Annotated in this window: 23 protein-coding genes; 15 read left to right on the top strand and 8 right to left on the bottom strand. The window is 58.2% G+C overall.

Translation table 11 applies throughout. The annotated features are described in order from the left end of the window. Nucleotides 1–10 precede the first annotated feature (10 nt). Nucleotides 11–205 (top strand): hypothetical protein, encoded by a 195-nt coding sequence (locus I5L79_RS00955; RefSeq protein ID WP_196953144.1) that lies wholly within the window; start codon nt 11–13, stop codon nt 203–205. A 122-nt stretch (nt 206–327) separates the two neighbouring features. On the opposite strand, the gene I5L79_RS00950 is transcribed toward I5L79_RS00955, so the two are convergent. From I5L79_RS00950 to argH, 3 genes are all read right to left on the bottom strand, one after another. After that, complete coding sequence (locus I5L79_RS00950; RefSeq protein ID WP_196953143.1) at nt 328–903, bottom strand: DUF3885 domain-containing protein; 576 nt, start codon at nt 901–903, stop codon at nt 328–330. Between the two features lie 16 nt (nt 904–919). Further along, the gene (locus I5L79_RS00945) at nt 920–1,450 is read right to left on the bottom strand and encodes a TetR/AcrR family transcriptional regulator (RefSeq protein ID WP_196953142.1); all 531 of its coding nucleotides are present in this window, start codon (nt 1,448–1,450) and stop codon (nt 920–922) included. 216 nt (nt 1,451–1,666) lie between these two features. After that, nucleotides 1,667–2,980 carry an argininosuccinate lyase gene (gene argH, locus I5L79_RS00940; RefSeq protein ID WP_196953141.1) on the bottom strand — a complete coding sequence of 438 codons (1,314 nt, stop codon included), beginning with the start codon at nt 2,978–2,980 and terminating at the stop codon, nt 1,667–1,669. A 165-nt stretch (nt 2,981–3,145) separates the two neighbouring features. Here argH and I5L79_RS00935 point away from each other — a divergent pair, with 165 nt between their 5' ends. Next, nucleotides 3,146–3,610 (top strand): VOC family protein, encoded by a 465-nt coding sequence (locus I5L79_RS00935; RefSeq protein WP_196953140.1) that lies wholly within the window; start codon nt 3,146–3,148, stop codon nt 3,608–3,610. On the opposite strand, the gene I5L79_RS00930 is transcribed toward I5L79_RS00935, so the two are convergent. Then, nucleotides 3,607–4,518, bottom strand: coding sequence for a M20/M25/M40 family metallo-hydrolase (locus tag I5L79_RS00930; protein ID WP_317191346.1), 912 nt, complete (start codon nt 4,516–4,518; stop codon nt 3,607–3,609). The two genes, I5L79_RS00935 and I5L79_RS00930, sit on opposite strands and share 4 nt — an antisense overlap. A 155-nt stretch (nt 4,519–4,673) precedes the next feature. Next, nucleotides 4,674–5,456: an acetylglutamate kinase gene (argB, locus tag I5L79_RS00925; protein ID WP_196953138.1), complete on the bottom strand. Its 783-nt coding sequence runs from the start codon at nt 5,454–5,456 to the stop codon at nt 4,674–4,676. A gap of 600 nt (nt 5,457–6,056) precedes the next feature. On the opposite strand from argB, the gene I5L79_RS00920 reads away from it, so the two are divergent. From I5L79_RS00920 to I5L79_RS00875, 10 genes are all read left to right on the top strand, one after another. Beyond that, nucleotides 6,057–6,626, top strand: a complete 570-nt coding sequence (locus tag I5L79_RS00920) for a GNAT family N-acetyltransferase (RefSeq protein WP_196953137.1) — start codon at nt 6,057–6,059, stop codon at nt 6,624–6,626. A 74-nt stretch (nt 6,627–6,700) separates the two neighbouring features. Next, a complete protein-coding gene (argG, locus tag I5L79_RS00915; protein ID WP_196953136.1) occupies nt 6,701–7,894 on the top strand; it encodes an argininosuccinate synthase in 1,194 nt (397 codons plus the stop codon). Further along, nucleotides 7,884–8,864: an N-acetyl-gamma-glutamyl-phosphate reductase gene (gene argC, locus I5L79_RS00910; RefSeq protein ID WP_196953135.1), complete on the top strand. Its 981-nt coding sequence runs from the start codon at nt 7,884–7,886 to the stop codon at nt 8,862–8,864. Before argG ends, argC begins: the two co-directional genes overlap by 11 nt. 166 nt (nt 8,865–9,030) lie before the next feature. Further along, entirely contained in the window at nt 9,031–10,191 is a 1,161-nt protein-coding gene (locus I5L79_RS00905; protein WP_196953134.1) for an aspartate aminotransferase family protein, read from the top strand. Between the two features lie 762 nt (nt 10,192–10,953). Next, nucleotides 10,954–11,475, top strand: a complete 522-nt coding sequence (gene purE / locus I5L79_RS00900) for a 5-(carboxyamino)imidazole ribonucleotide mutase (protein WP_196953133.1) — start codon at nt 10,954–10,956, stop codon at nt 11,473–11,475. Continuing rightward, nucleotides 11,472–12,722, top strand: a complete 1,251-nt coding sequence (locus tag I5L79_RS00895) for a 5-(carboxyamino)imidazole ribonucleotide synthase (protein WP_196953132.1) — start codon at nt 11,472–11,474, stop codon at nt 12,720–12,722. Before purE ends, I5L79_RS00895 begins: the two co-directional genes overlap by 4 nt. 278 nt (nt 12,723–13,000) lie before the next feature. Further along, complete coding sequence (gene carA, locus I5L79_RS00890) at nt 13,001–14,092, top strand: glutamine-hydrolyzing carbamoyl-phosphate synthase small subunit (protein WP_196953131.1); 1,092 nt, start codon at nt 13,001–13,003, stop codon at nt 14,090–14,092. Between the two features lie 466 nt (nt 14,093–14,558). After that, nucleotides 14,559–14,849, top strand: coding sequence for a GIY-YIG nuclease family protein (locus I5L79_RS00885; RefSeq protein ID WP_196953130.1), 291 nt, complete (start codon nt 14,559–14,561; stop codon nt 14,847–14,849). 102 nt (nt 14,850–14,951) lie between these two features. Further along, complete coding sequence (gene carB / locus I5L79_RS00880) at nt 14,952–18,182, top strand: carbamoyl-phosphate synthase (glutamine-hydrolyzing) large subunit (protein ID WP_196953129.1); 3,231 nt, start codon at nt 14,952–14,954, stop codon at nt 18,180–18,182. Between the two features lie 606 nt (nt 18,183–18,788). After that, nucleotides 18,789–19,733 (top strand): Rossmann-fold NAD(P)-binding domain-containing protein, encoded by a 945-nt coding sequence (locus I5L79_RS00875; RefSeq protein ID WP_196953128.1) that lies wholly within the window; start codon nt 18,789–18,791, stop codon nt 19,731–19,733. A 54-nt stretch (nt 19,734–19,787) separates the two neighbouring features. Here the strand turns inward: I5L79_RS00875 and I5L79_RS00870 are convergent, their stop codons facing one another. Further along, a complete protein-coding gene (locus I5L79_RS00870; protein WP_317191345.1) occupies nt 19,788–20,561 on the bottom strand; it encodes an oxygenase MpaB family protein in 774 nt (257 codons plus the stop codon). A gap of 368 nt (nt 20,562–20,929) precedes the next feature. Here I5L79_RS00870 and I5L79_RS00865 point away from each other — a divergent pair, with 368 nt between their 5' ends. Continuing rightward, complete coding sequence (locus tag I5L79_RS00865) at nt 20,930–21,262, top strand: hypothetical protein (RefSeq protein WP_196953126.1); 333 nt, start codon at nt 20,930–20,932, stop codon at nt 21,260–21,262. A 102-nt stretch (nt 21,263–21,364) separates the two neighbouring features. On the opposite strand, the gene dinB is transcribed toward I5L79_RS00865, so the two are convergent. Next, a complete protein-coding gene (gene dinB, locus I5L79_RS00860) occupies nt 21,365–22,444 on the bottom strand; it encodes a DNA polymerase IV (RefSeq protein WP_317191344.1) in 1,080 nt (359 codons plus the stop codon). 133 nt (nt 22,445–22,577) lie between these two features. Between dinB and I5L79_RS00855 the strand changes: the two genes are divergently transcribed. Further along, a complete protein-coding gene (locus I5L79_RS00855; protein ID WP_196953124.1) occupies nt 22,578–23,006 on the top strand; it encodes a MarR family winged helix-turn-helix transcriptional regulator in 429 nt (142 codons plus the stop codon). Here I5L79_RS00855 and I5L79_RS00850 read toward each other — a convergent pair. Further along, complete coding sequence (locus tag I5L79_RS00850; RefSeq protein WP_196953123.1) at nt 23,003–23,932, bottom strand: DMT family transporter; 930 nt, start codon at nt 23,930–23,932, stop codon at nt 23,003–23,005. The two genes, I5L79_RS00855 and I5L79_RS00850, sit on opposite strands and share 4 nt — an antisense overlap. Before the next feature lie 235 nt (nt 23,933–24,167). Here I5L79_RS00850 and I5L79_RS00845 point away from each other — a divergent pair, with 235 nt between their 5' ends. Continuing rightward, nucleotides 24,168–25,415, top strand: a complete 1,248-nt coding sequence (locus I5L79_RS00845) for a replication-associated recombination protein A (RefSeq protein ID WP_231402707.1) — start codon at nt 24,168–24,170, stop codon at nt 25,413–25,415. Nucleotides 25,416–25,509: the final 94 nt, after the last annotated feature.

The raw sequence follows: 25,509 nt of genomic DNA, 5'->3' as shown, positions 1-25,509 counted from the left end.
TCTTTTTTCAATGATGACCAAAACCGTATTGCTATCTGTCCTCCTCTTCATGGCTGGCTGTGGTTTTTTGCTGGTGGGCAGTCTGTTCAGAGTTCAGCACTGGGAAGGGGGCGTTGAACTCTCCCTGGCCGGTTTGGCTACGCAATTGGCCGCTGCGGTCTGGCTGGTGGTAGGCGTGGTGAAACGCTACCGCGCCAAAGGCTAATAGACGCTCCTCAGGTCGAAAATCGAATGACTTTTCTATTTTGCAGTAGACTGCTCGATTCCGGCAGTCGAATTAATTAGGATTTATACTATAACCCGTCAGCTCTAGAGGATAGCCAAGCCTTATATTTTTTTGTAAAAATTGCGAGTAGGGGTACTCTTCACAATTACATCTACGCCTCCGTCATAGGGTGCAATCAGGTATTTATTAGCAACGGAGATGAAAAAAGCCCGCAGTTCACCCTGAGCAATTTCTTCGAGAATTGAATTCCACTTTTCAGGCTGCCAATCAATTCTCACAAAGACGATTCTATAAAGGTCACCAATAGCATATCCATCAGGTATTCTGGGGTCAGGTTCCAGCTGATTCAATATGAAGGGTTTAAGCTCCGTAAAGGCCAAGTCTTGAATCGAGCCTTCCGGTGAAAACAGCCCTTTCTTATTTGCAACAGAGGCAAAGTCATACTCTCCCGTTACTAGCAGAAGTTGAGGCCTGGTACCAAGCAAATCGGTAATAAGCGTATTCTGGCGATGTAGAAGAATAGCAAGGTCTACAGTGTTGCTAGGGTAGCGTTTTGATTCTGGTAGGCTATGTACTCTAAACCAAGTATCTGTTAATTTATTCCGAAAAAGATCTGATAGTGGCGGGACGGCTGGGTATTCTGATTGCCAATAAACCTCAGATTGCTCACTTGTCATTAGCTAACAAAATTGCTTACTGCATCTGATACTTCTGCTTAATGAAGTCCAGCATTTCGCGTACGTTTTCATCGGTTTTGTTGGCTTCGATTTTCCAGAGAGCTTCTACCAGAATCAGCAGGAGCTTGGCTTCTTTTTCGGGTTCGGCGTAGCCCAGTTTCTCGAAAGCCTGGCGTAGCAGGGCCGGCACGGGACGCATAAACCGCTCGTGCTGCTGGCGCGCCATGTCGGAGTCGGCCAGGCGGTATTGCAGCTTCCAGAAGAAGGGCTCATCCTGCACCAGCTTGTAGGGCAGCTCAATCACGCTGTGGATGAAGGTAAGCGGATCCGGCTCGTTCAGGCCGCCGCGGTTATCCTCGATAATGCGCTTATAGCCATTCTTCACGACAAACTCCAGCAGCTGGTCCTTGGAGCCGAAGTGCTTGAAAATAAGGGCTTCCGAGACGCCGGCGGCCTTCGCAATCAGTTGCGTAGAGGCATTCTCGTAGCCCTTTTCTCCAAATAGCTGCAAAGCCACCTGAGCAATATGCTGTTTGCGGGTGCTCATGGAAAAATTCAGGTTAAGGAAACGTGGCGCGCAAGCATTGCCGAAACGCTACGGGCTTCAGTAAGCCCGCAAGTTCGGGCTTATACACTAAACACGCTGGTTTTTTTGCGCAGTCAGCCGGAAAATTACCGGAAGCGGCCTAACGCGCCAACTAAGCGGTTAGTACAATTGCCGCCGGCCATTCAGCCGAATACCTGCGTTGCTTTCCCGGTAGTTTTACGATTGCGCAGAAGTAAGCAGCCGGCTCCCGGCTTGGAACCGCGCCACTTTCGCCCGAATTTCCTCCATCCCCAGGTTGTGCACGCTGCCCAGGTGGGTGGTCTGAAACTGCTTGTGCGGCACGTAGGAGCCATCTTCCACGGCCCGGCCCACCTGCTTGTAGGCTTCGCGGAAGGGCACCCCGGCCTGAATAAGCTGGTTGATGTTTTCGACGGTAAATACGGCGTCGTACTTGGGCTGGTTGAGCAGGTCGGGCTTGATGCGCAGCTGGGGCAGGGCAAACAGCACAATGTCCAGAATGCCCAGGAACTGCGTCATGGGCTCGAACAGGATTTCCTTCAGAATCTGGAAGTCGCGGTGGTAGCCGCTGGGCAGGTTGCTGGTGGCCAGCATGAGGGTGTTGGGCAAAGCCTGCAGGGCGTTGCAGCGCGCCCGAATCAGCTCAAACACGTCGGGGTTTTTCTTGTGCGGCATGATGCTGGAGCCGGTGGTGAAGGCCGCCGGTAGTTCCACGAAGGCCATATCCTGCCCGTTGTAGAGCACCAGGTCGTAGGCCATTTTGGCCAGGGTGGCGGCCATGCCGGCCAGCGCAAAGGCCACGGTCTTCTCGGTTTTGCCCCGTAGCATCTGGGCCCCCACGCTGCTCACGGCCAGGTTGCCAAACGCCATTTCCCGGGTGGTCTGCAGCCGGTCGATGGGGAAGGAGGAGCCGAAGCCCGCCCCCGAGCCCAGCGGGTTTTGGTCGGCTATGGTATACGCCGCTTCAAACAAAGCCAGGTCCAGCAGCAAATGCTCGGCGTAAGCCGAAAACCACAGCCCAAAGGAGCTGGGCATGGCCGCCTGAAAGTGGGTGTAGCCGGGCATCAGGTCTTCCTTGTGCGCCTCGGCTTTCTGCAGTAGGACTTCGACTAGCTCCAGGGTGCGGGCGGCAGCGCGCTGGGTGTAGTCTTTCAGAAACAGCTGAATGGCCGTCAGTACCTGGTCGTTGCGGGAACGGGCCGTATGAATTTTCTTGCCCGCGTCGCCGTAATGCTCGGTCAGGTAGGATTCGATTTTGGAGTGCACGTCCTCGTAGTCCTCGCCGATGGTGAACGTGCCGGCTTCCAGCTGGGCGGCCAGCTCCTGCAGGCCCTGTTGCAGCTGCTGGTTTTCTTCCCCGGAAATCAGGCCCGCGCCGGCTAGCATGTTGGCCTGGGCCCGGGAAGCCTGCACGTCGAACTGCGCCAGGTATATATCCAGCTCCCGGTCGCGGCCCACGGTAAACTGTTCAATCTTCTTATCGACGGCAATGCCTTTATCCCAGATTTTCATGCGCTGACTAGTGGTGGTTCCGGCTCGGAGGCCGGGGAATGGGTACTATGTGTAATGGCAGGAGCAACTGCGTCGCAAACTGCCTGTTTTTTGTCGTTTTCGGCCTCCTATCAAGGTAGGGCGGCTCCCTACCTTTAGGTAAGTTCTTCACCATCCTCCTCCGTTATGCAGAAAATTACCACGTTCCTGACTTTCAACAACCAGGCTGAAGAAGCGGCTCAATTGTATACCAGCCTTTTTCCGGAGTCAAAAATCACCCGCATGACACACTATACCGCCGGAACATACATGCCGGCTGGCAGCGTGATGACGGTGGAGTTTGAACTGGCCGGGCAAAAGTACGTGGCCCTGAACGGTGGGCCATACTTCACGTTCAGTACGGGCATATCACTGTCGGTCAGCTGTGCCGACCAAGCCGAAATTGATGCGCTCTGGGACAAGCTAACGGCCAATGGCGGGGCGCCCGGCGACTGTGGCTGGCTGAAAGACCGGTTTGGCGTCTCCTGGCAAATCACCCCAGCCAACATGTTCCAACTCCTGGGCAGTGCCGACCCCGCCCAGCGGCAGCGCAAGATGGCGGCTATGATGCAGATGCAAAAAATTGACATGGCAGCCATCGAAAACGCCTAAGCCATCAGCTCCAGTCCATCTAACAGCTCCACGTAGCCCCGCACGCCAGCCCGGATTTCGCTGAGCAAAATGTATTCATCCGGGGTATGCGAGCGGGCTGAATCGCCAGGGCCGATTTTGACGGTAGTGAAGGGCATCATCGACTGGTCGGAGAGGGTGACGGAGCCAAACGTGCGGCGGCCTAAGGCCAGGCCGCGCTGTACCAGCGGGTGCGTGAGCGGGATGCGCGAGGAGTTGAGGTGGGTGGAGCGCGGGGTCACGTCGGCCCCGATCAGGCCACGCACAATTTCCACCACTTCCGGGTTGGTGTACAGCTCGTTGGTGCGCACATCGGCCACGAACGTGCACCGGTCGGGCACCACATTGTGCTGGGAGCCGGCCTGAATCTGCGTAACGGTCAGCTTCACCGGGCCCAGCAGCTCCGACACCCGCTCAAACCGGAACTCGCGCAAGCGCTGCACGTCGTCGAGGGCTTTGTAGAGGGCATTTTCGCCTTCCTCACGGGCGGCGTGCCCGGTGCGGCCGTGCGCTACGCAGTCGAGCACCACCAAGCCCTTCTCGGCCACGGCCAGGTCCATCTGCGTCGGTTCACCCACAATGCCCAGGTCAATCCGTGGTAGCAGCGGCAGCAGGCGTCGAATGCCGTTCTGGCCCGATATTTCTTCTTCCGCGGTAATGGCGCAGATCAGGTTGAAGGGCGGTTCAGTTTCCTGGTGCTCGAAGTAGAGGAACGTGGCCAGCAGACTCACCGCCGAAGCTCCTGCATCGTTGCTGCCCAAGCCGGTCAGCCGGTCGCTTTCTACCACCGCTCCAAATGGGTCGTAGGTCCAGGAAGCGCCGGGCTTCACGGTGTCGTGATGGGAGTTGAGCAGAATGGTCGGCTTGGTCGGGTCAAAGCGCTTAGACACCGCCCATACGTTGTTGGCGTCACGCTGCGGGGCGGCGCCATTACTCCGCAAAAAAGACCTGATAGCAACGGCTGTTTTATCTTCTTCTCTTGAAAAAGAAGGTATTTTAATTAAATCTTTGAGCAGAATAATGGCTAGGCGCACTAGCTTTTCCTCTAGAATCCGCATAGAATCGTTTTTACCGGCTCGTTGATGCGCAGGGCGTTTTCGATGACTACCCGCTCCACCCCGGCTTCCAGTGCGGCAAAGGCATTATCCAGCTTGGGCACCATCCCGGCCGCAATGACGCCCTCGGCTTTGAGCTGCTGATACTCGGCGGCGGTGATTTGGGGGATGACGGAGGCTTCGTCGTTGAGGTCACGTAGCACGCCGTCTTTCTCGAAGCAGAAGTGCAGCTCCACCTCGTACTGAGCAGCCAGGGCCTGGGCTAGGCTGCCGGCAATAGTGTCGGCGTTGGTGTTGAGCAGCTGGCCCACTCCATCGTGGGTGATGGCGCAAAACACGGGCATCAGGTGCATTTCCAGCAGCTGGCCTACGAATTCGGCGTTTACCGCATGGGCCGGCAGGTCGCCCACAAAGCCGTAGTCGATGTCCTTAACTGGGCGCTTCACGGCTTGGATGACGTTCCCATCGGCCCCCGAAAGGCCCAGGGCATTTACGCCCTCTGCCTGCAGCAAGCTTACCACCTGCTTGTTGGTTTTGCCGGCGTAAAACATGGTCACGATATCGAGCGTGGCGGCGTCGGTGATGCGGCGGCCCTGCACCATCTGGGGCTCGATGCCCAGGTCGCGGAGCATCTGGCTGGCGCCTTTGCCCCCGCCGTGGACCAGCAGCTTGCGACCCGAAACCTGGGCTAGCTCCCGCAGAAACTGCCGCAGCTGACTTTCATCGTCAATGATTCCGCCGCCGATTTTAAAAATTTTCAGGCCTTCACGCATACAGTAGGAGGGAGAGGAAAACGGCCGTAACGGTAACGTTGTGGCCCAAAACGGGAGCTAATTCAGAAGAGCAGTTGGGAGAATGCCACCGGTAGGAACAATATTTTTTGCCCTGGGAGCGGTAAAGTTTCCAAAAAAAAACATCTAGTATTGCAACGAATTCGCGGTTTAAATGATTTAAACGGCGAAACACTCCCTCGCCGCCCCGCGGCAACCGTCATGATTCAACTCTCTTCTATTGCGCTTCTGCGACGACCTTGTCTGGTCGTGCGAATCATGCCAGCTTAACCGCTGGCTGCAATAGTACGTCTGGGTTCCGCCTCTACCGCGAACCGACGCCGGGCCTCCTACCGGAGCCCCACCCCAAGAGAACCTTCACGAATCAACTGACCTTAGTCCGAGTGTAACTTCTAGTGTGACTTCTTCCGGCCCCCGGCCGGAACGCCCCGCTCCCTGGCCTGACTGGCCCACCGCACTTCCGGGTTTTTACCTGCTTCCGGCCCTGCCGCCGGAGCCCCAAGCAGCCTCGCCTGCATCCTCTCTTTTTCGTCTTTCCGAGTCTGTAGCCGTATAACCCCGGCCACTAACCGAGTCCTGACCATGATTTTACGAGTCGCCAGTGCTGCCGATGCGCAGTATGTGGAAACCCTCTGTCAATGGTATGCCGAGTCCGCCAAAGCGCGGGGCGTAGGTATTGCCAAGCGCGATCCTAACTATCTGATTAAGAAGATGGAAAAGGGCGACGCTATCATCGCCTTTATCGATGACCAGTTGGCTGGTTTCTGTTACATCGAGACTTTCGAGGATGCGAAGTTCGTGGTCAACTCGGGGCTGATTGTAAACACCGAGCTGCGCAAAGAAGGCCTGGGCCGTGCCATCAAGCACCGCGTGTTTGAACTGTCGCGCACCAAGTACCCGCAGGCGAAGATCTTCGGCATCACTACCTCGGCGGCCGTGATGAAGATCAACAACGAGCTGGGCTACCGCCCCGTCACCTTCCCCGAGCTTACCCAGTCAGACGACTTCTGGAAGGGCTGCTCCAGCTGCAAAAACTACGGCATTCTGATGGAGAATGAGCGCAAGATGTGCCTGTGCACCGGCATGGTGTACGACAACCTGGACGATAGTTTCAGCCAGCTTACCATCGAAATCCTGAGGCAGGAGCAGTAACAGTGCGCGCTCTGTATAACAGGGCAAGCTACCGCCTCACCGTTCTTTTCGCATTTCTCACTTCTCATTTTCTCATGTCTCAAAAAAAGGTAGTTCTGGCCTACAGCGGCGGTTTGGATACGTCCTATTGCGTTGTGTATCTGACGAAAGAGTTGGGCCTGGAAGTCCACACGGTCATCGTCAACTCTGGCGGGTTCTCGCAGGAAGAGTTGGCCGGCATCGAAAAGCGCGCCTACGAAATGGGCTCCAAGCGCCACGAGGTAATCGACGTAACCGAGCGGTTCTACCAGGAGTGCCTGCGCTACCTGCTGGCGGGAAATATTCTGAAGAATGATACGTACCCGTTGAGCGTGAGTGCCGAGCGCATGTTTCAGAGCCTGGCCCTGGCCGAGTATGCCCGTGAAAACAAGGCCGACTACATTGCCCACGGCAGCACCGGGGCCGGTAACGACCAGGTACGTTTCGATGTGGCGTTTTCGGTGATTTCGCCCGACACGGAAATCATTACGCCCATCCGCGACCTGGGCCTCTCGCGCCAGCAGGAGATTGAGTACCTGCAAGCTAACGGGGTAGAAATGAGCTGGGAAAAAGCCAAGTACTCTATCAACAAGGGCATTTGGGGCACCAGCGTGGGCGGGGTAGAAACGCTGACTTCGCGCCAGGGTTTGCCGGAATCGGCCTGGCCCACCCAGCTCACCAAAACCGAGCCCCAGGAAATCAGCATCACCTTTGAGGAAGGCGAGCCGGTGGCCCTGAATGGCCAGCAAATGAATCCGGTGGACCTGATTATCGCCCTCAATGAGCTGGCCGGTCAGTACGCCATCGGGCGCGACACCCATGTGGGGGACACGATTCTGGGTATCAAGGGCCGCGTGGGCTTCGAGGCACCCGCGCCCCTGATCCTCATCAAAGGCCACCACTTGCTGGAAAAGCACGTTTCCTCGCGCTGGCAGCTGCTACACAAAGACTACATAGCCAACTGGTACGGCACACTGCTGCACGAGGCTCAGTACCTCGACCCGGTGATGCGCGATATGGAGGCTTTCCTGGAGTCGTCGCAGGCACGCGTGTCGGGCACAGTATACGTGACGCTGAAGCCTTATCAATTCGAATTGGTGGGCATTGAGTCGGACTTCGACATGATGCAGTCGAAGGTGGCCACCTACGGCGAGGAAAACAATGCCTGGGACTCGCGCGACGCGAAAGGCTTCATCAAGATCTTCAGCAACCAGCTGCGGATTCACGGCTCGTTCAACGATGAAAATTAAGGTTGGCATCGTCGGCGGGGCCGGCTACACAGCCGGGGAGCTGATCCGCATTCTGCTGCACCACAAGTACGCGGAACTGGGCGCCATCGTCAGCTCTTCCAACGCCGGCAACCCCGTCTATCAGGTTCACGACGACTTGGTGGGCGAGACAGGCTTGGTGTTTACCTCGGAGCTGGCTGGTGATGAAGACGTAGTGTTTCTGTGCCTGGGCCACGGCAACTCCAAGGCGTGGCTAACCCAGCACGAACTGCCCGAAACAACCCACATCATCGACCTGAGCAACGACTTCCGCCTGGAAGCCGACGCGGAGTTTCAAAGCCGCGAGTTTGTGTACGGGCTGCCGGAGCTGAACCGGAGTCGCATCCAGCAGGCCCAGAGCATTGCCAACCCCGGCTGCTTCGCCACGGCTATTCAGCTGGCGCTGCTGCCGCTGGCGCAGGCCGGCAAGCTGACGGACGATGTGCACGTGTCGGCCATTACGGGTAGTACGGGCGCGGGGCAAAGCCTCTCGGAAACCGTACACTTCTCGTGGCGCACTAATAATGTGTCCATCTACAAGCCCTTCACCCACCAGCACCTCGGCGAAATCGGGGAGAGCCTAGCACAGTTGCAGCACGAACTGGATGTTGATATTCACTTCCTCCCCTACCGCGGCAACTTCTCGCGGGGCATCTTCGCCAGCGTCTACACGCCGTCGGACCTGACCCAGGAGGAAGCGCGGGAACTGTACCAGCAGTTCTACGCCGATGCACCGTTCACCACGGTTTCGGATAAGGAAATTCACCTCAAGCAGGTAGTAAACACCAATAAGTGTCTGCTGCACGTGCAGAAATTCGGCAAGCAGCTGCTCATCACTTCGGTTATCGACAACCTAGTGAAGGGCGCTTCCGGCCAGGCCGTGCAGAACATGAACCTGCTGTTTGGCCTGCCGGAAACGATGGGATTAGGATTAAAAGCGGGGCTGTTCTGATACAATATCAGAACTGTCATGCTGAGCTTGCCGAAGCATCTCTACCGCTTCGTCAGGTGAAAAATCGTTCGGTAGAGATGCTTCGGCAAGCTCAGCATGACGTCCGCGTTGGATGTTCATAAGGCTTGCTTCTACGTTCTAACTTCTCAGCTCTCACTTCCATATCATGGAGCTTTTCAACGTATATCCGCTCGTCAACATCACGCCGGTAAAGGCGCTAGGGGCGAAACTCTGGGACGACAAGGGCCAGGAATACCTGGATTTCTACGGCGGCCACGCCGTTATTTCCATCGGCCACAGCCACCCGCATTACGTGCAGCGCCTCACCGAGCAGCTGCAGAACATCGGCTTCTACTCCAACTCGGTGCAGATTCCGATTCAGCAGGAGCTGGCGCACAAGTTGGGCCAAGTGTCGGGGTATGAGGACTACTCGTTGTTTCTGTGTAACTCCGGGGCCGAGGCCAATGAGAATGCGTTGAAGCTGGCCTCCTTCCATACTGGCAAAAAGCGCGTGTTGGCCTTCAAAGGCGCTTTCCACGGTCGGACATCCGGCGCGGTAGCCGCTACTGACAATCCAAAAATTGTAGCGCCCTTTAACGCCGACCACGCCATTTCCTTCGTGGAATACGACTTGGCGGCAGTAGAGCAGGTCTTGCAAGGTGGCGACGTGTGCGCGGCCATTATCGAGCCCATCCAGGGCGTGGGCGGCATCATCATGCCATCTGATGAGTTCCTGCAGGGGCTGGCCACGCTGTGCAAACAATACGGTGCGCTGCTGATTGCCGACGAGGTGCAGAGCGGCTACGGCCGTAGCGGTAAGTTCTTCGCCCATCAGCATGCCGGCATCCGGCCCGATGTTATTTCGGTGGCAAAAGGCATGGGCAACGGCTTCCCCATCGGCGGCATCCTGATTGCGCCGGAGCTAAAAGCGTCGTATGGTCTGCTGGGCACTACGTTCGGCGGCAACCACCTGGCCTGCGCTGCTGCTCTGGCGGTGCTGGAAGTTATTGAGCAGGAAGATTTGCTGACTCATGCTGCCGAGCTGGGCGCTTACCTGCGGCAGGAGCTGCAAGCCAACGCCGGGGCCGAGGAAATCCGCGGCCGGGGCCTGATGGTGGGCATTAAGTACGACTTCCCCATCAAAGACGTGCGCGACAAGCTGCTTTCGGATTTCCACATCTTCGTAGGCAACGCCTCCGACCCAACGGTGCTCCGCCTGCTGCCCCCATTGAATATCACCAGGGCGGAGGTTGACCGGTTTTTGCAGGCGCTGTATGCGCTAGTGGCCGTCTCGGCCCCTGGCCAACTGGCCAAAGCAGTCGGGTAGCTACCGCTGAAAAAGTGGTTTCCAGCTCACGCTTTCACTTAGGAGGCCCTGACTTTCCGACCTAAACACCAGCAGCCAGTTCCCATTTGGCAGCAGAAGGGAGCCAGGAGGTGAGGCATACGACAAGAAGTACCCTGCCAGGTGGACTAATCCGGAGCGGCCGCGCCGATTGGCCCGGCCGCCAGATTGCCGAAACACCGGTGGGGAATACCGAAGAAAAAGCAACGCATTTAGCCAGACAGGATAGCAGGACAAGTTGAGCAAAGCTGGGCGAAAAAAATAGCCTCGCCGGTATGTTGCCGAACGTAACAATACCGTAGCTTTGCAGCATGCTTCAAGCAGACAACTTGTTGATGAAGCGCGGAACCTTGGTCGACGAGGAACCGCGAGTGGGCCGCAAGGTCTTCAAGACCATCGGTTTTCCTGATTTTGCCTCTGGCGTTTTGGTTGTTTTTTCTGGGTATTTCCCCTCCACCGTTTCGGATTTCGAAACGGTTTTTTTATGCTCACTGTGCCCGTCGGCTAATCCACTGTCCTGGCCTGTTGCGTCCCTGCTCCGTCGTGCTTTATCTGGCGTCCGCTTGCCGAAGCATCTCTCCCGCTTCGTTGCCAGAACCCAAATGAAGCAGCACAAGCAGTACGAATACTTGAGCAAGCTCAGCATAACGACCCAAAGGACTACGCTGTCCGAACGTAGTTCCAGGCCTGAAACCACATCTTTTGACCACCTGGGAATACCCTGTTCCCTGCCAAGCTTTATACATGAGTACCCTGCCCCCCTCTGATACCTCCGCTCCCGACAAGCCCCTGGTGGGCGTCGTCATGGGTTCCAGCAGCGACTGGGAAACCATGAAGCACGCCGTGCAGCTGCTCACGCAGTTTGACATACCCCACGAGGCCCGCGTAGTATCGGCCCACCGCATGCCCGATGACTTGTTTGCCTACGCCGAACAGGCTGGTCCGCGGGGCTTGCAGGTCATCATTGCCGGTGCGGGTGGCGCGGCTCACTTGCCGGGGATGCTGGCGGCCAAAACCATGGTACCCGTGCTGGGCGTGCCCGTGGCCAGCCGCCATCTGCAGGGGGTCGATTCGCTGCACAGCATCGTGCAGATGCCCAAAGGGGTGCCCGTGGCCACGTTTGCCATCGGCGACGCGGGGGCGGCCAACGCGGCACTGTTTGCCATAAGCATGCTGGCCCTCCACGATGCCCGCCTGGCTGCCCAACTGCACACCTTCCGGGCCGAACAAACTGAAGCGGCCCGGGCCATGAAGCTGCCGGTATGAGCGACGACACGCACGCTGTAATCGGGCTTCCGGTCTTCCCGGACCAGACGGATGCCGCGGGCCGGCCGGCCACGCTGGGGGTGCTGGGCGGTGGCCAGTTGGGCCGCATGTTTGTGCACGCCGCTCAGCGCCTGGGTTACCGCACCGCCGTGCTGGAGCCCGACCCGCAAAGCCCGGCCGGGCTGGTGAGCCACCACCACATCCGGACCGCCTACAACGACCCGACCGGGTTGGCGCAACTGGCTGACCTGTGCCAGGCCATCACCACCGAGTTTGAAAACGTGCCCGCCGAAGTGCTGCACGCGCTGGCCCAGGCCCGACACGTGGCTCCGGCCGCGGCTGCGGTGGGCATTGCCCAGGACCGCATTGAAGAAAAAGCTCACTTTACGGCCTGCGCGGCCGTGTCGGGGGTGATGTGCGCGCCCTACGCGGTAATTACCACACCCGACGAGCTGCGGGTCGTGGCGGCCGAGCGGGCGGACCTGCTGCCCGGTATCCTGAAAACGGCGCGCCTGGGCTACGACGGCAAGGGGCAGATTCGCGTCCGGACGGCCGCGGCACTGACCGCCGCTTGGGCGGAACTGGGGGGCGTCGCCTGCGTGCTGGAAAAAATGCTGCCGCTCACGGCCGAGTGCTCAGTGCTGGTGGCGCGCGGCTGGGACGGGCAGGTGGTGAGCTTCGTACCGCAGCGCAACGTGCACGTGGCCGGCATTCTGGCCGTGACGCACGCCTATGAAGGGGCATTACCCCCCGCCCTGGCCGAGCAGGCCCGCGCCGCGGCCGTTTCCATTGCCGGGTACATCGGCTACGTGGGGGTGTTGTGCGTGGAGTTTTTTGTGGTGGCTGATGGCAGTGCGCATGGCGGCCTGGTAGTGAATGAAATGGCCCCGCGCCCGCACAACAGCGGCCACTATACCCTGGACGCCTGCAACGCGTCGCAATTCGACCTGCAGGTACATGCCATGGCAGGCTTGCCCTTGCCACAGCCGCGCCAGCATTCCCCGGCCATCATGCTCAATCTGCTGGGGGATGTATGGCTTGACGCCAGCGGCGAGCGGCGGGAACCGAACTGGCCCGCCGTGCTAAGCCTACCGGGTACGCACCTGCACCTGTATGGCAAGGCGGAAGCGCGCGCCGGCCGCAAAATGGGCCACCTGAACATCACCGGTCCGGATGTCGCCAGCGTCAAAACCGTGGCGCGCCGGGTGGCGGCGTTGCTCGGCTTGCCGGGGCTGGATGCCATTTAGAAGCCATGCCTGCCATTGCCCAAAACCAAACCTCGCCGGTGCCATTTGTGGAACCTATTCGAAAAACAAGGAAGCTAAAAAAGAACAGCATGCTTCAATAAGTAGCCACCAGCTAGTACATGAGCGTTTTAGCATTTTTAGACACGGTCTAACAAGATGTAGAGCCGCACTAGTTTGCGTCTCTTCATGGAACAGCGGGCACCAGAAAGCCCCGGTAAATAATAACGTCAGCAACGATTGAGACGCAAACTACTGCGGCTCTACAATCAGAACGATAGATGTCCCAAACAGTAAAACTCATCCTCGAAGACGGTACCGAAATTGAGGGTACTTCTTTCGGTGCATTTACCTCCTCCGCAGGCGAGGTAGTATTCAGTACGGCCATGACCGGCTACCCCGAAAACCTGACGGACCCGTCCTTCGCCGGCCAGATTCTGGTGCTGACTTACCCCATGGTAGGCAACTACGGCGTGCCCGGCGAGGAATTGTACGAGTCGATTTCCAGGATTTTTGAGTCGGATAAGATTCACATTGCCGGCTTGGTGGTGAACTACTACTCCGAGGAGCACAGCCACTGGAACGCCGCCAAAAGCCTCGGCGACTGGCTCAAGGAGTACAATATCCCCGGCATCTTCGGCGTGGACACCCGCATGCTCACCAAAATTCTGCGGGAGAAGGGCGCCATGCTGGGCAAAATCGTGGCCGAGGAAGACGTGCCCCTGCACGACCCTAACCTGGAAAACCTGGTGGCCCAGGTGAGCCCCGCCGAGGTGAAGCACTACGGCCACGGCCAGCACAAAATCGTGCTCGTGGATTGCGGCACCAAGACCAACATCATCCGCTGCTTTCTGGAGCGCGACGTGGAGTTGATTCGCGTGCCCTGGGACTACGACTTCACCCAACTCGACTACGACGGCCTGTTCCTGAGCAACGGCCCCGGCGACCCGAAGATGTGTACCGCTACTATCCAGCACCTGCAAACCGCGCTGGGGCAGGACAAGCCGATTTTCGGCATCTGCCTGGGCTCCCAGCTCATGGGCCTGGCGGCGGGCGGCGACACCTTCAAGCTGAAATACGGCCACCGCAGCCACAACCAGCCGGTCCTGCTCACGGGCACCAAGCGCAGCTTTATCACCAGCCAAAACCACGGCTTCGCGGTGGATACCGCCACCCTGCCCTCCGAGTGGACCATGCTGTTCGAAAACCTGAACGACGGCACCTGCGAAGGCATCAAGCATAAAACCAAACCCTTCTTCTCCACCCAGTTTCACCCCGAAGCCGCCGGCGGCCCGGAGGATACCGAGTATCTGTTTGACGAGTTTTTGACGGCGGTGGCGGAGTATAAAGAGGGAAAGGTTCAGGCGGAATAACCCAGAACGTCATGCTGAGCGGAGCGCAGCGAAGTCGAAGCATCTCTACCGCTTCGTTGAAATGGTTTTCTTAATACAATCCGATGTGTTCAAACTGCTTTCCGAAAGGCATTGACAGATTCGAAACTTGGCAGGAGTTTGAATCATTTGAAAAGGTATCGGAAGCCAGACGTGCAGCAGGGCAATTAGTGCCGGTGGAAAAACCGGTATCAATGCCAATGATAAATGATTTAAAGTCAGTAGACGCTTACTACCAGTGCAGTAGTTGCAATGAAATATGGGTGCTTTCATCCCCGGACAATGCGTGGCGCGGCTACTTTCTACCTCTAGACCAGGCAAGTGCATACGCGCAACGAATTAAGACCTCAGACCGAGCAAAGAGGAACGGTTGCTTCGTTTTCATTGCTGGCATACTGCTTTTTCTAATTGGAAAATGATTGTGTGATTATGCTTCTAATAAGACAGTATGTACGTCTACATCCTGACCAATCAAACCCAAACCGTGCTCTACATCGGCATCACCAACGACCTCACGCGGCGACTTTACGAGCACAGCAACAGCCGAGGCGACGTCGGGAAATTCACCGGACGGTATCAGACGGATTTGTTGGTGTATTTTGAAATAGTACCTGATGCCACTCAAGCAATAGCAAGAGAGAAACAATTAAAAGGCTGGACGCGCCGGAAGAAGGATGCGCTGATTACCGCATTTAATCCGACCTGGCAAGCCATTGATTTAGAAACCTGGACTGGCTGATTTTGCAACGAAGCGGTAGAGATGTTTCGACTTCGCTGCGCTCCGCTCAACATGACGTTCTGATTACTCCGCCAGACGTTCAAAAAGAATACAACCCTTAGAATGAACAAACCCAACAAAGTTCTCATCCTCGGTTCCGGCGCGCTCAAAATCGGCGAGGCCGGCGAGTTCGACTACTCCGGTTCCCAGGCCCTCAAGGCGCTGAAAGAGGAAGGTATCCGCACCATCCTCATCAACCCCAACATCGCCACCGTGCAGACGTCGGACAACATTGCCGACGACGTGTACTTTCTGCCCGTAACGCCCTTCTTCGTGGAGGAAGTCATCAAAAAAGAGCAGCCCGATGGCATTCTGGTGGCCTTTGGCGGCCAGACGGCGCTGAACTGCGCCGTGGCCCTGTTCCGCGGCGGCGTGTTCGAGAAATACGGGGTGAAGGTGTTGGGCACGCCTGTGCAGAGCATCATCGACACCGAGGACCGGGATATTTTCAAGGACAAGCTCGACCAGATTGGCGTGCTCACGGCCCGCAGCGTGGCCGTGACGACGATGGAAGACGCCCTGGCGGCGGGCGAGAAAATCGGCTTTCCCATCATCGTGCGGGCGGCATTTGCGCTGGGCGGCCTGGGCAGCGGCTTCGCCAACAACATGGACGAGCTGCGGGCCCTAGCCCAGAAATCCTTCACCACTTCCGACCAGATTCTGGTGGAAGAATCCTTGAAGGGCTGGAAGGAAGTGGAGTACGAAGTGGTGCGCGACCAGTACGATAACTGCATCACGGTCTGCAACATGGAGAACTTCGACCCCATCGGCATTCACACCGGGGAGAGCATCGTGGTGGCCCCGTCCCAAACGCTGAGCAACCGCGAGTACCACAAGCTGCGCAGCATCGGCATCAAGACCATCCGCCACCTGGGCATCGTGGGCGAGTGCAACATTCAGTACGCCCTCGACCCCGTTTCGGAGGATTACCGCGTGATTGAGGTGAACGCGCGCCTGTCGCGCTCCTCGGCGCTGGCCTCCAAGGCCACGGGCTACCCGCTGGCGTTTGTGGCCGCCAAGCTGAGTTTGGGCTACTCGCTGGCCGAGCTGAAAAACAGCGTGACGCAGACTACCTCGGCCTTTTTCGAGCCGGCCCTGGACTACGTGGTGGTGAAGCTGCCGCGCTGGGACCTGAGCAAATTCGAAGGCGTGAACCGGCAGATTGGCAGCGCCATGAAGAGCGTGGGCGAGGTCATGGCCATCGGCAAATCGTTCGAGGAAGCCATTCAGAAAGGCCTGCGGATGCTGGACACCGGCAAGCGCGGCTTCGTGGCCAACAAGCCCGAAACCGTGGATAACGCCACCATCGACAAGCTGCTGAGCGAGCCGAACGAGGAGCGCATCTTCGCCATCAACCTGGCGTTTGAGGCCGGCTACACGCTGGACCAGGTGCACGATCTGACTAAGATTGACCACTGGTTCCTGCAGCGCCTGTTTGCCATTTTCAAGCTGGGCAACAAGCTGGCAGAGAAGCGCGGCAATGGCCTAGACGCCCTGGAAACTGGCCTACTGCGCGATGTGAAACGCGCCGGTTTTTCAGATCAGCAGATTGCCGTGAAGCTGCTCGGCGAGGGCGACGTGAAGGCCGACGAGCTGCTGGTGCGCGCCCGCCGCAAGGCCCTAGGCGTACTGCCCGTCATCAAGCAGATTGACACGCTGGCGGCCGAATTCCCGGCCAAAACCAATTACCTCTACAGTACCTACCACGGCACCGAAAACGACCTGGCGCCGGAAACCGACAAGTCGGTAGTGGTGCTGGGCTCGGGCGTGTACCGCATTGGCAGCTCGGTGGAGTTCGACTGGTGCGGCGTGAATGCCGTGCAAACGGCCGCCGAGGAAGGTTACAAAACCATCATCATCAACTACAACCCCGAAACCGTTTCTACGGACTATGACGTCAGCGACCGGCTGTATTTCGAGGAGCTGAGCTTCGAGCGGGTGATGGATATTCTGGAGTTCGAGCAGCCCCAAGGCGTAATCCTGAGCACCGGCGGCCAGATTCCGAACAATCTCGCTACCCGCCTCGCCGAGGCCGAGGCGCCCATCCTGGGCACCAAGCCGGCCCGCATCGACGAGGCCGAGAACCGCCACAAGTTCTCCAGCATCATGGACGAGCTGGGCATTGCCCAGCCCCGCTGGAAAGAGCTGACCTCGCTGGAAGCCATGCACGAGTTCGTGCGCGAGGTCGGTTTCCCGGTACTCATCCGGCCGAGCTACGTGCTGTCGGGCGCGGCCATGAACGTGGTATCCAATACCTTCGAGCTGGAAGCCTTCCTGCAAACCGCCGTGGAAGTAAGCTCCGAATACCCGGTGGTGGTGTCGGAGTTCATCCAGGAAGCCAAGGAAATTGAGCTCGACGCGGTGGCCGACCACGGCGAGATTGTGAGCTATGCCATTTCCGAGCACGTGGAGTTTGCCGGCGTGCACTCCGGCGACGCCACCATGTACTACCCGCCCCAACGGGTGTACGTGGGCACTATCCGCAAGCTGAAAATCATTGCCGAAAAGATTGCCAAGCGCTACGAAATCAGCGGCCCGTTTAACATCCAGTTCCTGGAGAAAAACGGCGAAATCCGGGTGATTGAGTGCAACATCCGCGCCTCGCGCTCCTTCCCGTTCGTCTCGAAAGTCTCGGGTCACAACCTCATCCAAAAGGCCACCCAGGTGCTGCTGGGCAAGAAGGTGGAACGTGACGACAGCGAGCGGGTCTACGATTTGCCCTTCGTGGGCGTGAAGGCCCCGCAGTTCTCGTTTACCCGCCTGCCCGGCGCCGACCCGGTGCTGCGCGTCGACATGGTGAGCACCGGCGAAGTTGGCTGCCTGGGCGATACGGCCGAGGAAGCTCTGCTGAAATCGATGCTGAGCGTGGGCTACAAAATCCCGCAACAATCGGTGCTGATTTCCGGCGGCCCTATTATCTCGAAAGTGGCCCTGCTCGCGCCCGCCGCGCTGCTCATCAAAAAGGGCTACACCGTGTACGCCACCCAAGGCACGCACCGCTTCTTCGCCGAAAACGGCATCCCCAGCAGCCTCCTCTTCTGGCCCGATGAGCTGCAGGAGCCCAACGTGCTGACATACCTGAAGGAGAAGAAAATCGACCTGGTTATTAACATCCCCAAGAACCTGTCGAAAGGCGAGCTGGATAACGACTACAAAATCCGCCGCACCGCTGTGGATTTCGGCGTCGGCTTGCTGACGAATGCGCGGCTGGCGAAGGCGTTTATTCAGGCCTTCTGCTCATTGGAAATGAAGGACTTGAAGATTAAAAGCTGGAACGAGTATAAGGCGATGTAATCTTGATAATTCGAAGCTTTCAACATCACACCATGACAAGCAGAAACTCCGTTAGGATAGGTTTAGGCATTGTGCTTAGCCTATTCGTTTCTCTTGTCTGTGGGATTTTGATTTTTGATAGTGCTTGGTTTCGACAGCCGCCTAAAGAAACAGCGGGCAAAGATTTATTCGGCAAGCCAGATGTGCTTTTGAGCTTGGAGTGTAGCCATGACCTCATTGGGTTGACGAATCACGGCGAAGTTTTTGATTTCTTCGAATACAATGTCCTGTCTTCGAAGAAATTAATTCCTATTTCAACTGAAAATTGACCCAACTTCACGGAAGATCAATATAATAAATCTACACGTTCGTTTCAGTCAATCGAACGTTCGAAATGGCTACCCACACCTGTACGTACTGAGGATAAGGTTTACATTAATTCAACTGAATTTGGCAATCTGCAAGACTTCCGGTGCAGCAGACAATTCGTACAAAATCAGTACCTCCACAAACCCGGCAATTGCTACGCATACTTTTCAGCTTATCCGGTTGGCAGCTTTGTGTATGTATGGGTTCCTACTGAGCAAAAGCTCTTTTTGATAAGAAAAAGAGGCTAACAATTACTCAATGAAAAACTTCACCTCCTTCGCCGATGCGGGCGACTATAAAGCCCTGTTGCAGCAGGCCCTGGAAATCAAAGCTAACCCCTACGGCTACCAGCATATCGGGCGCAACAAAACCGTCGGGTTGATTTTCTTCAACCCCAGCCTGCGCACCCGCCTCAGCTCCGTAAAGGCGGCCTATAATCTGGGTGCGCAAGCCTGGGTGCTCAACGCCGGCGCCGACTCCTGGACCCTGGAAATGGCCGACGGCGCGGTGATGAACGGCGGCACGCAGGAGCACATCAAGGACGCCATTGCCGTGATGAGCCAATACTGCGACGTGCTGGGCGTGCGCACCTTCCCTACCCTCAAGGACAAGGCGGAGGACTACGGCGAAGTGGTATTCAACAAGATTCTGCAATACGCCACCGTGCCGGTTATCAGCCTGGAAAGCGCCACTTTGCACCCCCTGCAGTCGTTTGCCGATTTGATTACGGTGGCCGAAACCAAGCAGCAGGAGCGGGTGAAAGTGGTGCTGACCTGGGCCCCGCACGTGCGCGCCCTGCCCCAGTGCGTGCCCAATTCCTTCTGCGACTGGTTCTCGGAAATCGACTGGGTCGACTTTGTCATCACCCACCCCGAGGGCTACGAGCTGGACCCCAGGTTCACGAAAGGCGCCCGCATCGAGCACGACCAGAAGAAGGCCCTGGAAGGCGCCGATTTCGTGCAGGCCAAGAACTGGAGCAGCTACCAGGACTACGGCCAGGTTATCAGCAACGACCCGAGCTGGATGCTCACGCCCGAGCACCTGGCCGGCACCCACGACGCGAAGTTTCTGCACTGCCTGCCGGTGCGCCGCAACGTGGAAGTGTCGGATGCCATTCTGGATTCACCGAATTCATTAGTGATTCAGGAAGCCGGCAACCGGGTATTTTCTATGCAAACGGTGCTGCACGAGCTGCTGAAATAAATCAGCCAGTAGCTACCAACGCAAAGGCCGTTCCTAAAGGAGCGGCCTTTTTGCTTAGCCGGCAGCGGCAGCAACGGCTGAAGGAACAATATCCAGCCGCAGGATTTTCTGCCTGTACTCGTCGGGAAGCAGACTGGTGCGCGCCCATTTGCTGAAGCGTAGGTGCTGCGTGTAGCGGTAAATAAATAGCGCCGGCCGCAGCCAGGGCGTACGGCCAAGGCGCAATAACTGCCTTACCTGAAGTGGGGCCACGACCCGCTGGGCCTGCAGCAATAGGCGGTAGCGCACGGGCCCTAAGTGCCGCGCGTATTGCTGGTATAAATCGGCGGTGAACGTGCTGTACTCCAGGTGCTGGGCTAAATGTTCCTCTCTGGTTTGAAGCCACTTCGCGTGCGAGGATGGCAACTCGGGAATGCCCATGCGCTGGCCTATGCGGGTGAAGACCGCAAAAACTTCCTGCTTTTCCGCCGGGCTGAGTGGCCGCTCCAGCGTTTCGAAGGCGCGAATGGAGTAGTCGATGAGCATGAAGAGCACGTCGCGGTAGGCCCAGGCGGGAATGGCCATGCCACGCTTGGCTTCTACCGCCGCGTGAATGGCAGTAATTGAGTCAATGGCCTGCTCAGCACCAGCGCGTTCGGCAAACACAATCCGGCGGGCGTATTCCACGGTAGAGAACAGGCGGGCCAATGGGTCGGCGGGGAGGCGGCCGGTGAAATAAAGCCAGTCCACGGCTTTGTTCAGCGCAAATTCGGCGGCGGCACCCGCAAAAATGAACAGAACCGTGTCGGCCTTGCCCCAGATGGCGCGCACCACGGAATCAGGATCCACAAAGTATTTCGGGCACTGTGACATTGCTGAAAAAGAAGAAGCCAAGACACTTAACACAAGCTATTCGAAGGAAAATTTCCGCGGGTCTGCTATAGCAACAGTAAATTTACTAAAGAACTTTGTATTGCAAAGTTAATTCTGACTTGTGCAGCGTTTCCAGGCTGTAGAAGCCGAAATTGCAGGTTATACAGGCAGCTGTTAACCGCGTATTGACGCATCGGAATGAGGCCGGAAGAAGTGGGCAGATACGGGCGGTAAAGCCGCCGGAGTAGCGCCAGCCCGAACCCAGAGAGCGGAGGCGCGTTAAAGGCTAGTCAAAAGCAGTTGCCTGACTGCTACTAGTTGTTCCACCTGAACCTCTCTCTGACATGAAAAAGCTCCTCGCCCTCGCTGCCATCTTCGTAACCGGTGCCACTGCCGCTTCGGCCCAAACCAGCACCACGACCACTACGACGACCCCGCAGCCGACGCAAAGCACCACCGTGCAAACCCAGACCGGTACAACCGTTCCCGCTACTTCGGGCACCGTAAATACCACCGTTACGACCACACCCGCCCCCACCACGGCCCCAGCCACCTCTACTACGGTAGAAACCCAATCCGGAACGGGGGTTACCCAGGCGGGCACCACGATGACCGATAAGCCGGCTGATGTGAAAGCCAAGGATAAGAAGAAGAAGTCGAAAGTAAAGGCCGACTAATCGGCTTCACTTCATGTATTGACACACCGCCCGGTTGCCTTTCGGTAGCTGGGCGGTGTTGTTTTGGAGCTGCTTGTGCTAGCCGCAATAAGGCATTCAGCGTCAGAACAGAAAGGCCAGCTGCTTGCCGGCCGCTTCTTCCTCCGTTTCCAGGTTCGACAGCGTGACGCCCAGCAGACGCACGCCTTTGGGCAAAGGCAGCAGCCCGGCCAGCAATTCGCCGCTCACTTGCTCCAGCGCTGCCTGGGAACTGACAGGCCCAAGCAGGGTGCGGCTGCGGGTAATCTGCTGGAAGTCGGCGTACTTCACTTTTAGCGTTATGGTGCGGCCCCGCACGTCGGCGCGCTGGCAATAGCCCCACACCGATTCCAGGCAGGGCTGCAACCCAATTTTTAGCTCTTCCGGCGTGGTCAGGTCCTGCTCGAACGTGGTTTCGGAGCCAATGGACTTGCGCTGCCGGTCGGGGCGCACAGGGCGGTGGTCGATGGCGCGGGCAATGTGGTAGTAGTAGGAGCCCGCCTTGCCGAAATGCTGACGCAGGAACGTCTCCGTCTGCTGGCGCAGATCGAGGCCTGAGAAGATACCCAGCTGGTTAAGCCGCGCCGCCGTGGCCGGCCCAATGCCGTGAAACTCGCCCACCCTTAGCCCTTCCACAAAGGCCAGTCCCTGCGCCGGCTTTATCACAAACTGCCCGTTAGGCTTGCGGTAATCAGAGGCCAGCTTGGCCAAAAACTTATTGTAGCTGATGCCGGCCGAAGCCGTCAACTGGGTCTGGCGCAGAATCTCGGCCCGGATTTCGGTGGCAATCTGCGTGGCGGAACCCAGACCCCGCAGGTTGTCGGTCACGTCGAGGTAGGCCTCGTCCAACGACAAGGGCTCGATGAGGGGAGTGTACTGGGCGAATATCTCGCGAATCTGCCGGGAAACAGCTTTATAGACCTCAAACCGGGGCTTTACGAAAATCAGCTCGGGGCATTTGCGCAGCGCGGTGGTAGAGGGCATGGCCGAGCGCACCCCAAACTGCCGGGCCTCGTAGCTGGCCGCCGCAACCACGCCCCGCTGCCGGGCGCCGCCCACCGCCACAGGCTTGCCGCGCAGAGCTGGATTATCACGCTGCTCCACGGAAGCGTAGAACGCATCCATGTCGAGGTGAATGATTTTGCGGGTTTCGGCCGGTTCCACAGGGTAGGGGAGAAGGAGCCATAAAGGTCGGTACCCCGGCGCTGGCCGTAAAGTATACAGGCCGGAAATTCGTCGAGAAATAGGGGAGCGGGCGCTGCCTGGCGTAACCGGCCTGCTACTTTTTTTCTGATTTATGACTCCACCCGGCAACCAACCCATTGGCTACTGGCTGAAAAAGCTGGATGAGCTGCTAACCCGCCGCATTCAGGAAGCCCAACACCAAGCGGGCTTTACGCGGCTGGGCTGGCAGCTTTTGCAAACAGTCAGTCAAACTTCCCCTGCACCCTTCGAGGCGCTGGCGGCGCTTGCACCTTTTGCTTCACCTCCCGAAATCCAGCAACTATTGGAGGGGTTTCGGGCGAAAGGTTGGCTGCAGAAAGCCCAGGCAAGCTATGCGCTTACAGCCGCCGGGCAACGGCTCTACCAGCAGCGCCTGGAGGCGCAGCAACGGGTGCGGGAGCAGGTGGTGCGGGGCATTTCGGCGGAAGAATACGCCCTGACGCTAGCCGTATTGCAGCGGATGGCACAAAACCTGGCAGAGCCTGAGGCACCTCAACCCTAATCCTGCACCGGCTCCAGGGGCGCGGCCCCGGGCGCAGGGCGTGGCTTCTGGCTCACCAGGAAAACCCCGCCGAAAATTAGCAGGGCCTGCAGGGCCTTGACCAGGGTGAGCGTGTCCTTGCCCAGGGCCATGGCAATGCCCACCGCCAGGGCCGGCTGCAGGTAGATGTAGGCGCCAAGCAGGGCCGGGGAGGCGTATTTCAGGGCCCAGTTGTTGAGCAGGTAGGCCATGATGGTGAGGCAGACAACCATGTAGGCAATGGCCGCCCAGATGCCCGGCGGAAAGCTGGCGTAGTTGGGGGCCAGCACCTGCTGCCAGCCAGCCGGCACTGCAATGAACGCACCCACCAGAAAAATGCGCGCCAGCACCGTGAAAGGGTGGTACTTGCGCATCAGCGGCATCACAATCACCAGGTAGATACCGAAAGCCGTGGCGTTGAGCAGAATGAACACGTTGCCCAGCAGCCCGTCCTGCCCGCCCGCGGCCACCGGGCCCCGGCTCAGAATGATGCTGGCCGCCCCGGCCGCCGCCAGCCCGATGCCCAGCAGCCGGGGCAGCGTAATCTTTTCGCCCAGCAGCACCACCGAGGCCAGCACCGTAACCACCGGGGCTATGGTCTGAATAAGCGAAGCGTTGATGGGCGAGGTCAGGTTCAGGCCCGAAAAGAACAGCAGCTGATTCAGGCCGATGCCCAGCACGCCGCTGGCCACGGCCCGCAGGTTATCGGCCCGGCCTTGGATGCGGTCCTGCGGGGCCACCAGGCGGCTGAGCACCCCAAAAAACACGGCCGCGCCCACAATGCGCAGCACCACCAGCCCAAACGGCCCCATGTAGCGCGGCATCACGTCTTTGCTAATGCTGTAGTTGGCGGCGTAAATCAGGGCCACCACAAACAAGGCCGCGTGGACCTTACCAGAATTCTTCATTGCACGGCGAAGGTAGTAGCCCAAACGGTAGCTTTGCTGACTTTCAGGGGTCATTCGCGTATAGTGGGCTAAAGGCATCGGCCGGGTGCGGCTCGTCAACTACCGCCGAAAGCCCCGAAAGTTACCGTTTGCGCTTATCCTGTTTTCTATGGCCACTGGCTCTTTGTTTGAACCTGATTCCCTGCCACCCGCGCAGCCCAACGAGCCCCGCCCCGGCGCCCCGCTGGCCGAGCGCATGCGCCCCAGCACCCTGAACGACTACGCCGGCCAGCAGCACCTCATCGGGCCGGAAGGCGTGCTGCGGCGCTATTTGCAGGCTGGTCGCCTGCCCAGCCTCATCTTGTGGGGGCCGCCCGGCGTGGGCAAAACCACCCTGGCCAACCTGCTAGCTCAGGCGCTGGGCAAGCCCTTCGCCTCGCTCAGTGCCGTGAATGCCGGCGTGAAGGACGTGCGGGAGGTAATTGAGCGCGCCAAAAAGCAGCGCGGCACGGTGCTGTTTATCGATGAAATTCACCGCTTCAGCAAAAGCCAGCAGGATGCCTTGCTGGGCGCTGTGGAGCAGGGCATCGTCACGCTCATTGGGGCTACCACCGAAAACCCCTCGTTTGAAGTTGTTCCGGCCGTACTCAGCCGGGCACAGGTGTACGTGCTGGAGTCCCTGGGCAAGGACATCCTCATCGGCATTGTCGACAAAGCCCTGGCCGAAGACGAGGTGCTCAAGCAACGGAACGTGCGGATGCAGGACTACGGCGCCTTGCTCACCATTTCCGGGGGCGATGCGCGCAAGCTGCTCAACCTCCTGGAAATCGTGGTGGAAGCCAGCCGCCCCAACCCCGAAACCGGCGGAATTGTCATCACCGATGAGGTGGTGCAGCAGCTGGCCCAGCAGCACCTGGCACGCTACGACAAGGGCGGGGAAATGCATTACGACGTCATTTCGGCCTTTATCAAAAGTATCCGCGGCTCCGACCCCAACGCGGCCCTCTACTATCTGGCCATTATGCTGGAAGGCGGGGAGGACCCGAAGTTTATTGCCCGCCGCCTGCTTATTCTCTCATCTGAAGATGTGGGCCTGGCCAATCCCAACGCCCTGATGCTGGCCCAAAGCTGCTTTCAGGCCGTGGCTGTGATTGGTATGCCCGAGTCGGATATTATTCTGGGGCAAACGGTGGTTTACCTGGCTTCCTCGCCCAAGAGCAACGCCAGCTACAAAGCCATCCGGGAGGCCCGCGCCTTTGTGCGCCAGCACGGCCCCCAGCCAGTGCCCATCCCGCTACGTAATGCGCCCACCAAGCTGATGAAGGAGCTGGGCTACGGCAACGAATACCAATACTCCCACGACTACCCCGGCAACTTCGCCTTCCAGGAGTTTCTGCCCGAAGCCCTCAGCGGCCACCGCTTCTACGAGCCCGGGCATAACCCCGCCGAAGCCAAAGCCCAGGAGCGCCTCCGCCAGCTCTGGGGCGAGAAGTACGGGTATTAGAGAATGGGGTGATAAGTGACACCTAACAAGTGCCGCTGGCGGCTGGCTTAGGCCACAGCTGTCTGTCCGTTAGTTACTGCGTTGCCGGCTGCTT

The sequence above is a fragment of the Hymenobacter guriensis genome, assembly GCF_015773195.1.
GTDB lineage: Bacteria > Bacteroidota > Bacteroidia > Cytophagales > Hymenobacteraceae > Hymenobacter > Hymenobacter guriensis.
This window is presented reverse-complemented; position numbering and strand designations above follow the sequence as displayed.

What these genes read in the sequence shown, in the direction of transcription:
- argC (WP_196953135.1), top strand. Translation starts at nt 7,884, where the DNA reads ATGAAAATTAAGGTTGGCATCGTCGGCGGGGCCGGCTACACAGCCGGG.
- I5L79_RS00905 (WP_196953134.1), top strand. Translation starts at nt 9,031, where the DNA reads ATGGAGCTTTTCAACGTATATCCGCTCGTCAACATCACGCCGGTAAAG.
- I5L79_RS00845 (WP_231402707.1), top strand. Translation starts at nt 24,168, where the DNA reads ATGCGCCCCAGCACCCTGAACGACTACGCCGGCCAGCAGCACCTCATC.
- purE (WP_196953133.1), top strand. Translation starts at nt 10,954, where the DNA reads ATGAGTACCCTGCCCCCCTCTGATACCTCCGCTCCCGACAAGCCCCTG.
- I5L79_RS00875 (WP_196953128.1), top strand. Translation starts at nt 18,789, where the DNA reads ATGAAAAACTTCACCTCCTTCGCCGATGCGGGCGACTATAAAGCCCTG.
- I5L79_RS00950 (WP_196953143.1), bottom strand. Translation starts at nt 903, where the DNA reads ATGACAAGTGAGCAATCTGAGGTTTATTGGCAATCAGAATACCCAGCC.
- I5L79_RS00945 (WP_196953142.1), bottom strand. Translation starts at nt 1,450, where the DNA reads ATGAGCACCCGCAAACAGCATATTGCTCAGGTGGCTTTGCAGCTATTT.
- carA (WP_196953131.1), top strand. Translation starts at nt 13,001, where the DNA reads ATGTCCCAAACAGTAAAACTCATCCTCGAAGACGGTACCGAAATTGAG.
- I5L79_RS00855 (WP_196953124.1), top strand. Translation starts at nt 22,578, where the DNA reads ATGACTCCACCCGGCAACCAACCCATTGGCTACTGGCTGAAAAAGCTG.
- carB (WP_196953129.1), top strand. Translation starts at nt 14,952, where the DNA reads ATGAACAAACCCAACAAAGTTCTCATCCTCGGTTCCGGCGCGCTCAAA.
- I5L79_RS00885 (WP_196953130.1), top strand. Translation starts at nt 14,559, where the DNA reads ATGTACGTCTACATCCTGACCAATCAAACCCAAACCGTGCTCTACATC.
- argG (WP_196953136.1), top strand. Translation starts at nt 6,701, where the DNA reads ATGTCTCAAAAAAAGGTAGTTCTGGCCTACAGCGGCGGTTTGGATACG.
- I5L79_RS00865 (WP_196953126.1), top strand. Translation starts at nt 20,930, where the DNA reads ATGAAAAAGCTCCTCGCCCTCGCTGCCATCTTCGTAACCGGTGCCACT.
- I5L79_RS00955 (WP_196953144.1), top strand. Translation starts at nt 11, where the DNA reads ATGATGACCAAAACCGTATTGCTATCTGTCCTCCTCTTCATGGCTGGC.
- I5L79_RS00935 (WP_196953140.1), top strand. Translation starts at nt 3,146, where the DNA reads ATGCAGAAAATTACCACGTTCCTGACTTTCAACAACCAGGCTGAAGAA.
- argH (WP_196953141.1), bottom strand. Translation starts at nt 2,980, where the DNA reads ATGAAAATCTGGGATAAAGGCATTGCCGTCGATAAGAAGATTGAACAG.
- I5L79_RS00895 (WP_196953132.1), top strand. Translation starts at nt 11,472, where the DNA reads ATGAGCGACGACACGCACGCTGTAATCGGGCTTCCGGTCTTCCCGGAC.
- I5L79_RS00920 (WP_196953137.1), top strand. Translation starts at nt 6,057, where the DNA reads ATGATTTTACGAGTCGCCAGTGCTGCCGATGCGCAGTATGTGGAAACC.
- argB (WP_196953138.1), bottom strand. Translation starts at nt 5,456, where the DNA reads ATGCGTGAAGGCCTGAAAATTTTTAAAATCGGCGGCGGAATCATTGAC.
- I5L79_RS00850 (WP_196953123.1), bottom strand. Translation starts at nt 23,932, where the DNA reads ATGAAGAATTCTGGTAAGGTCCACGCGGCCTTGTTTGTGGTGGCCCTG.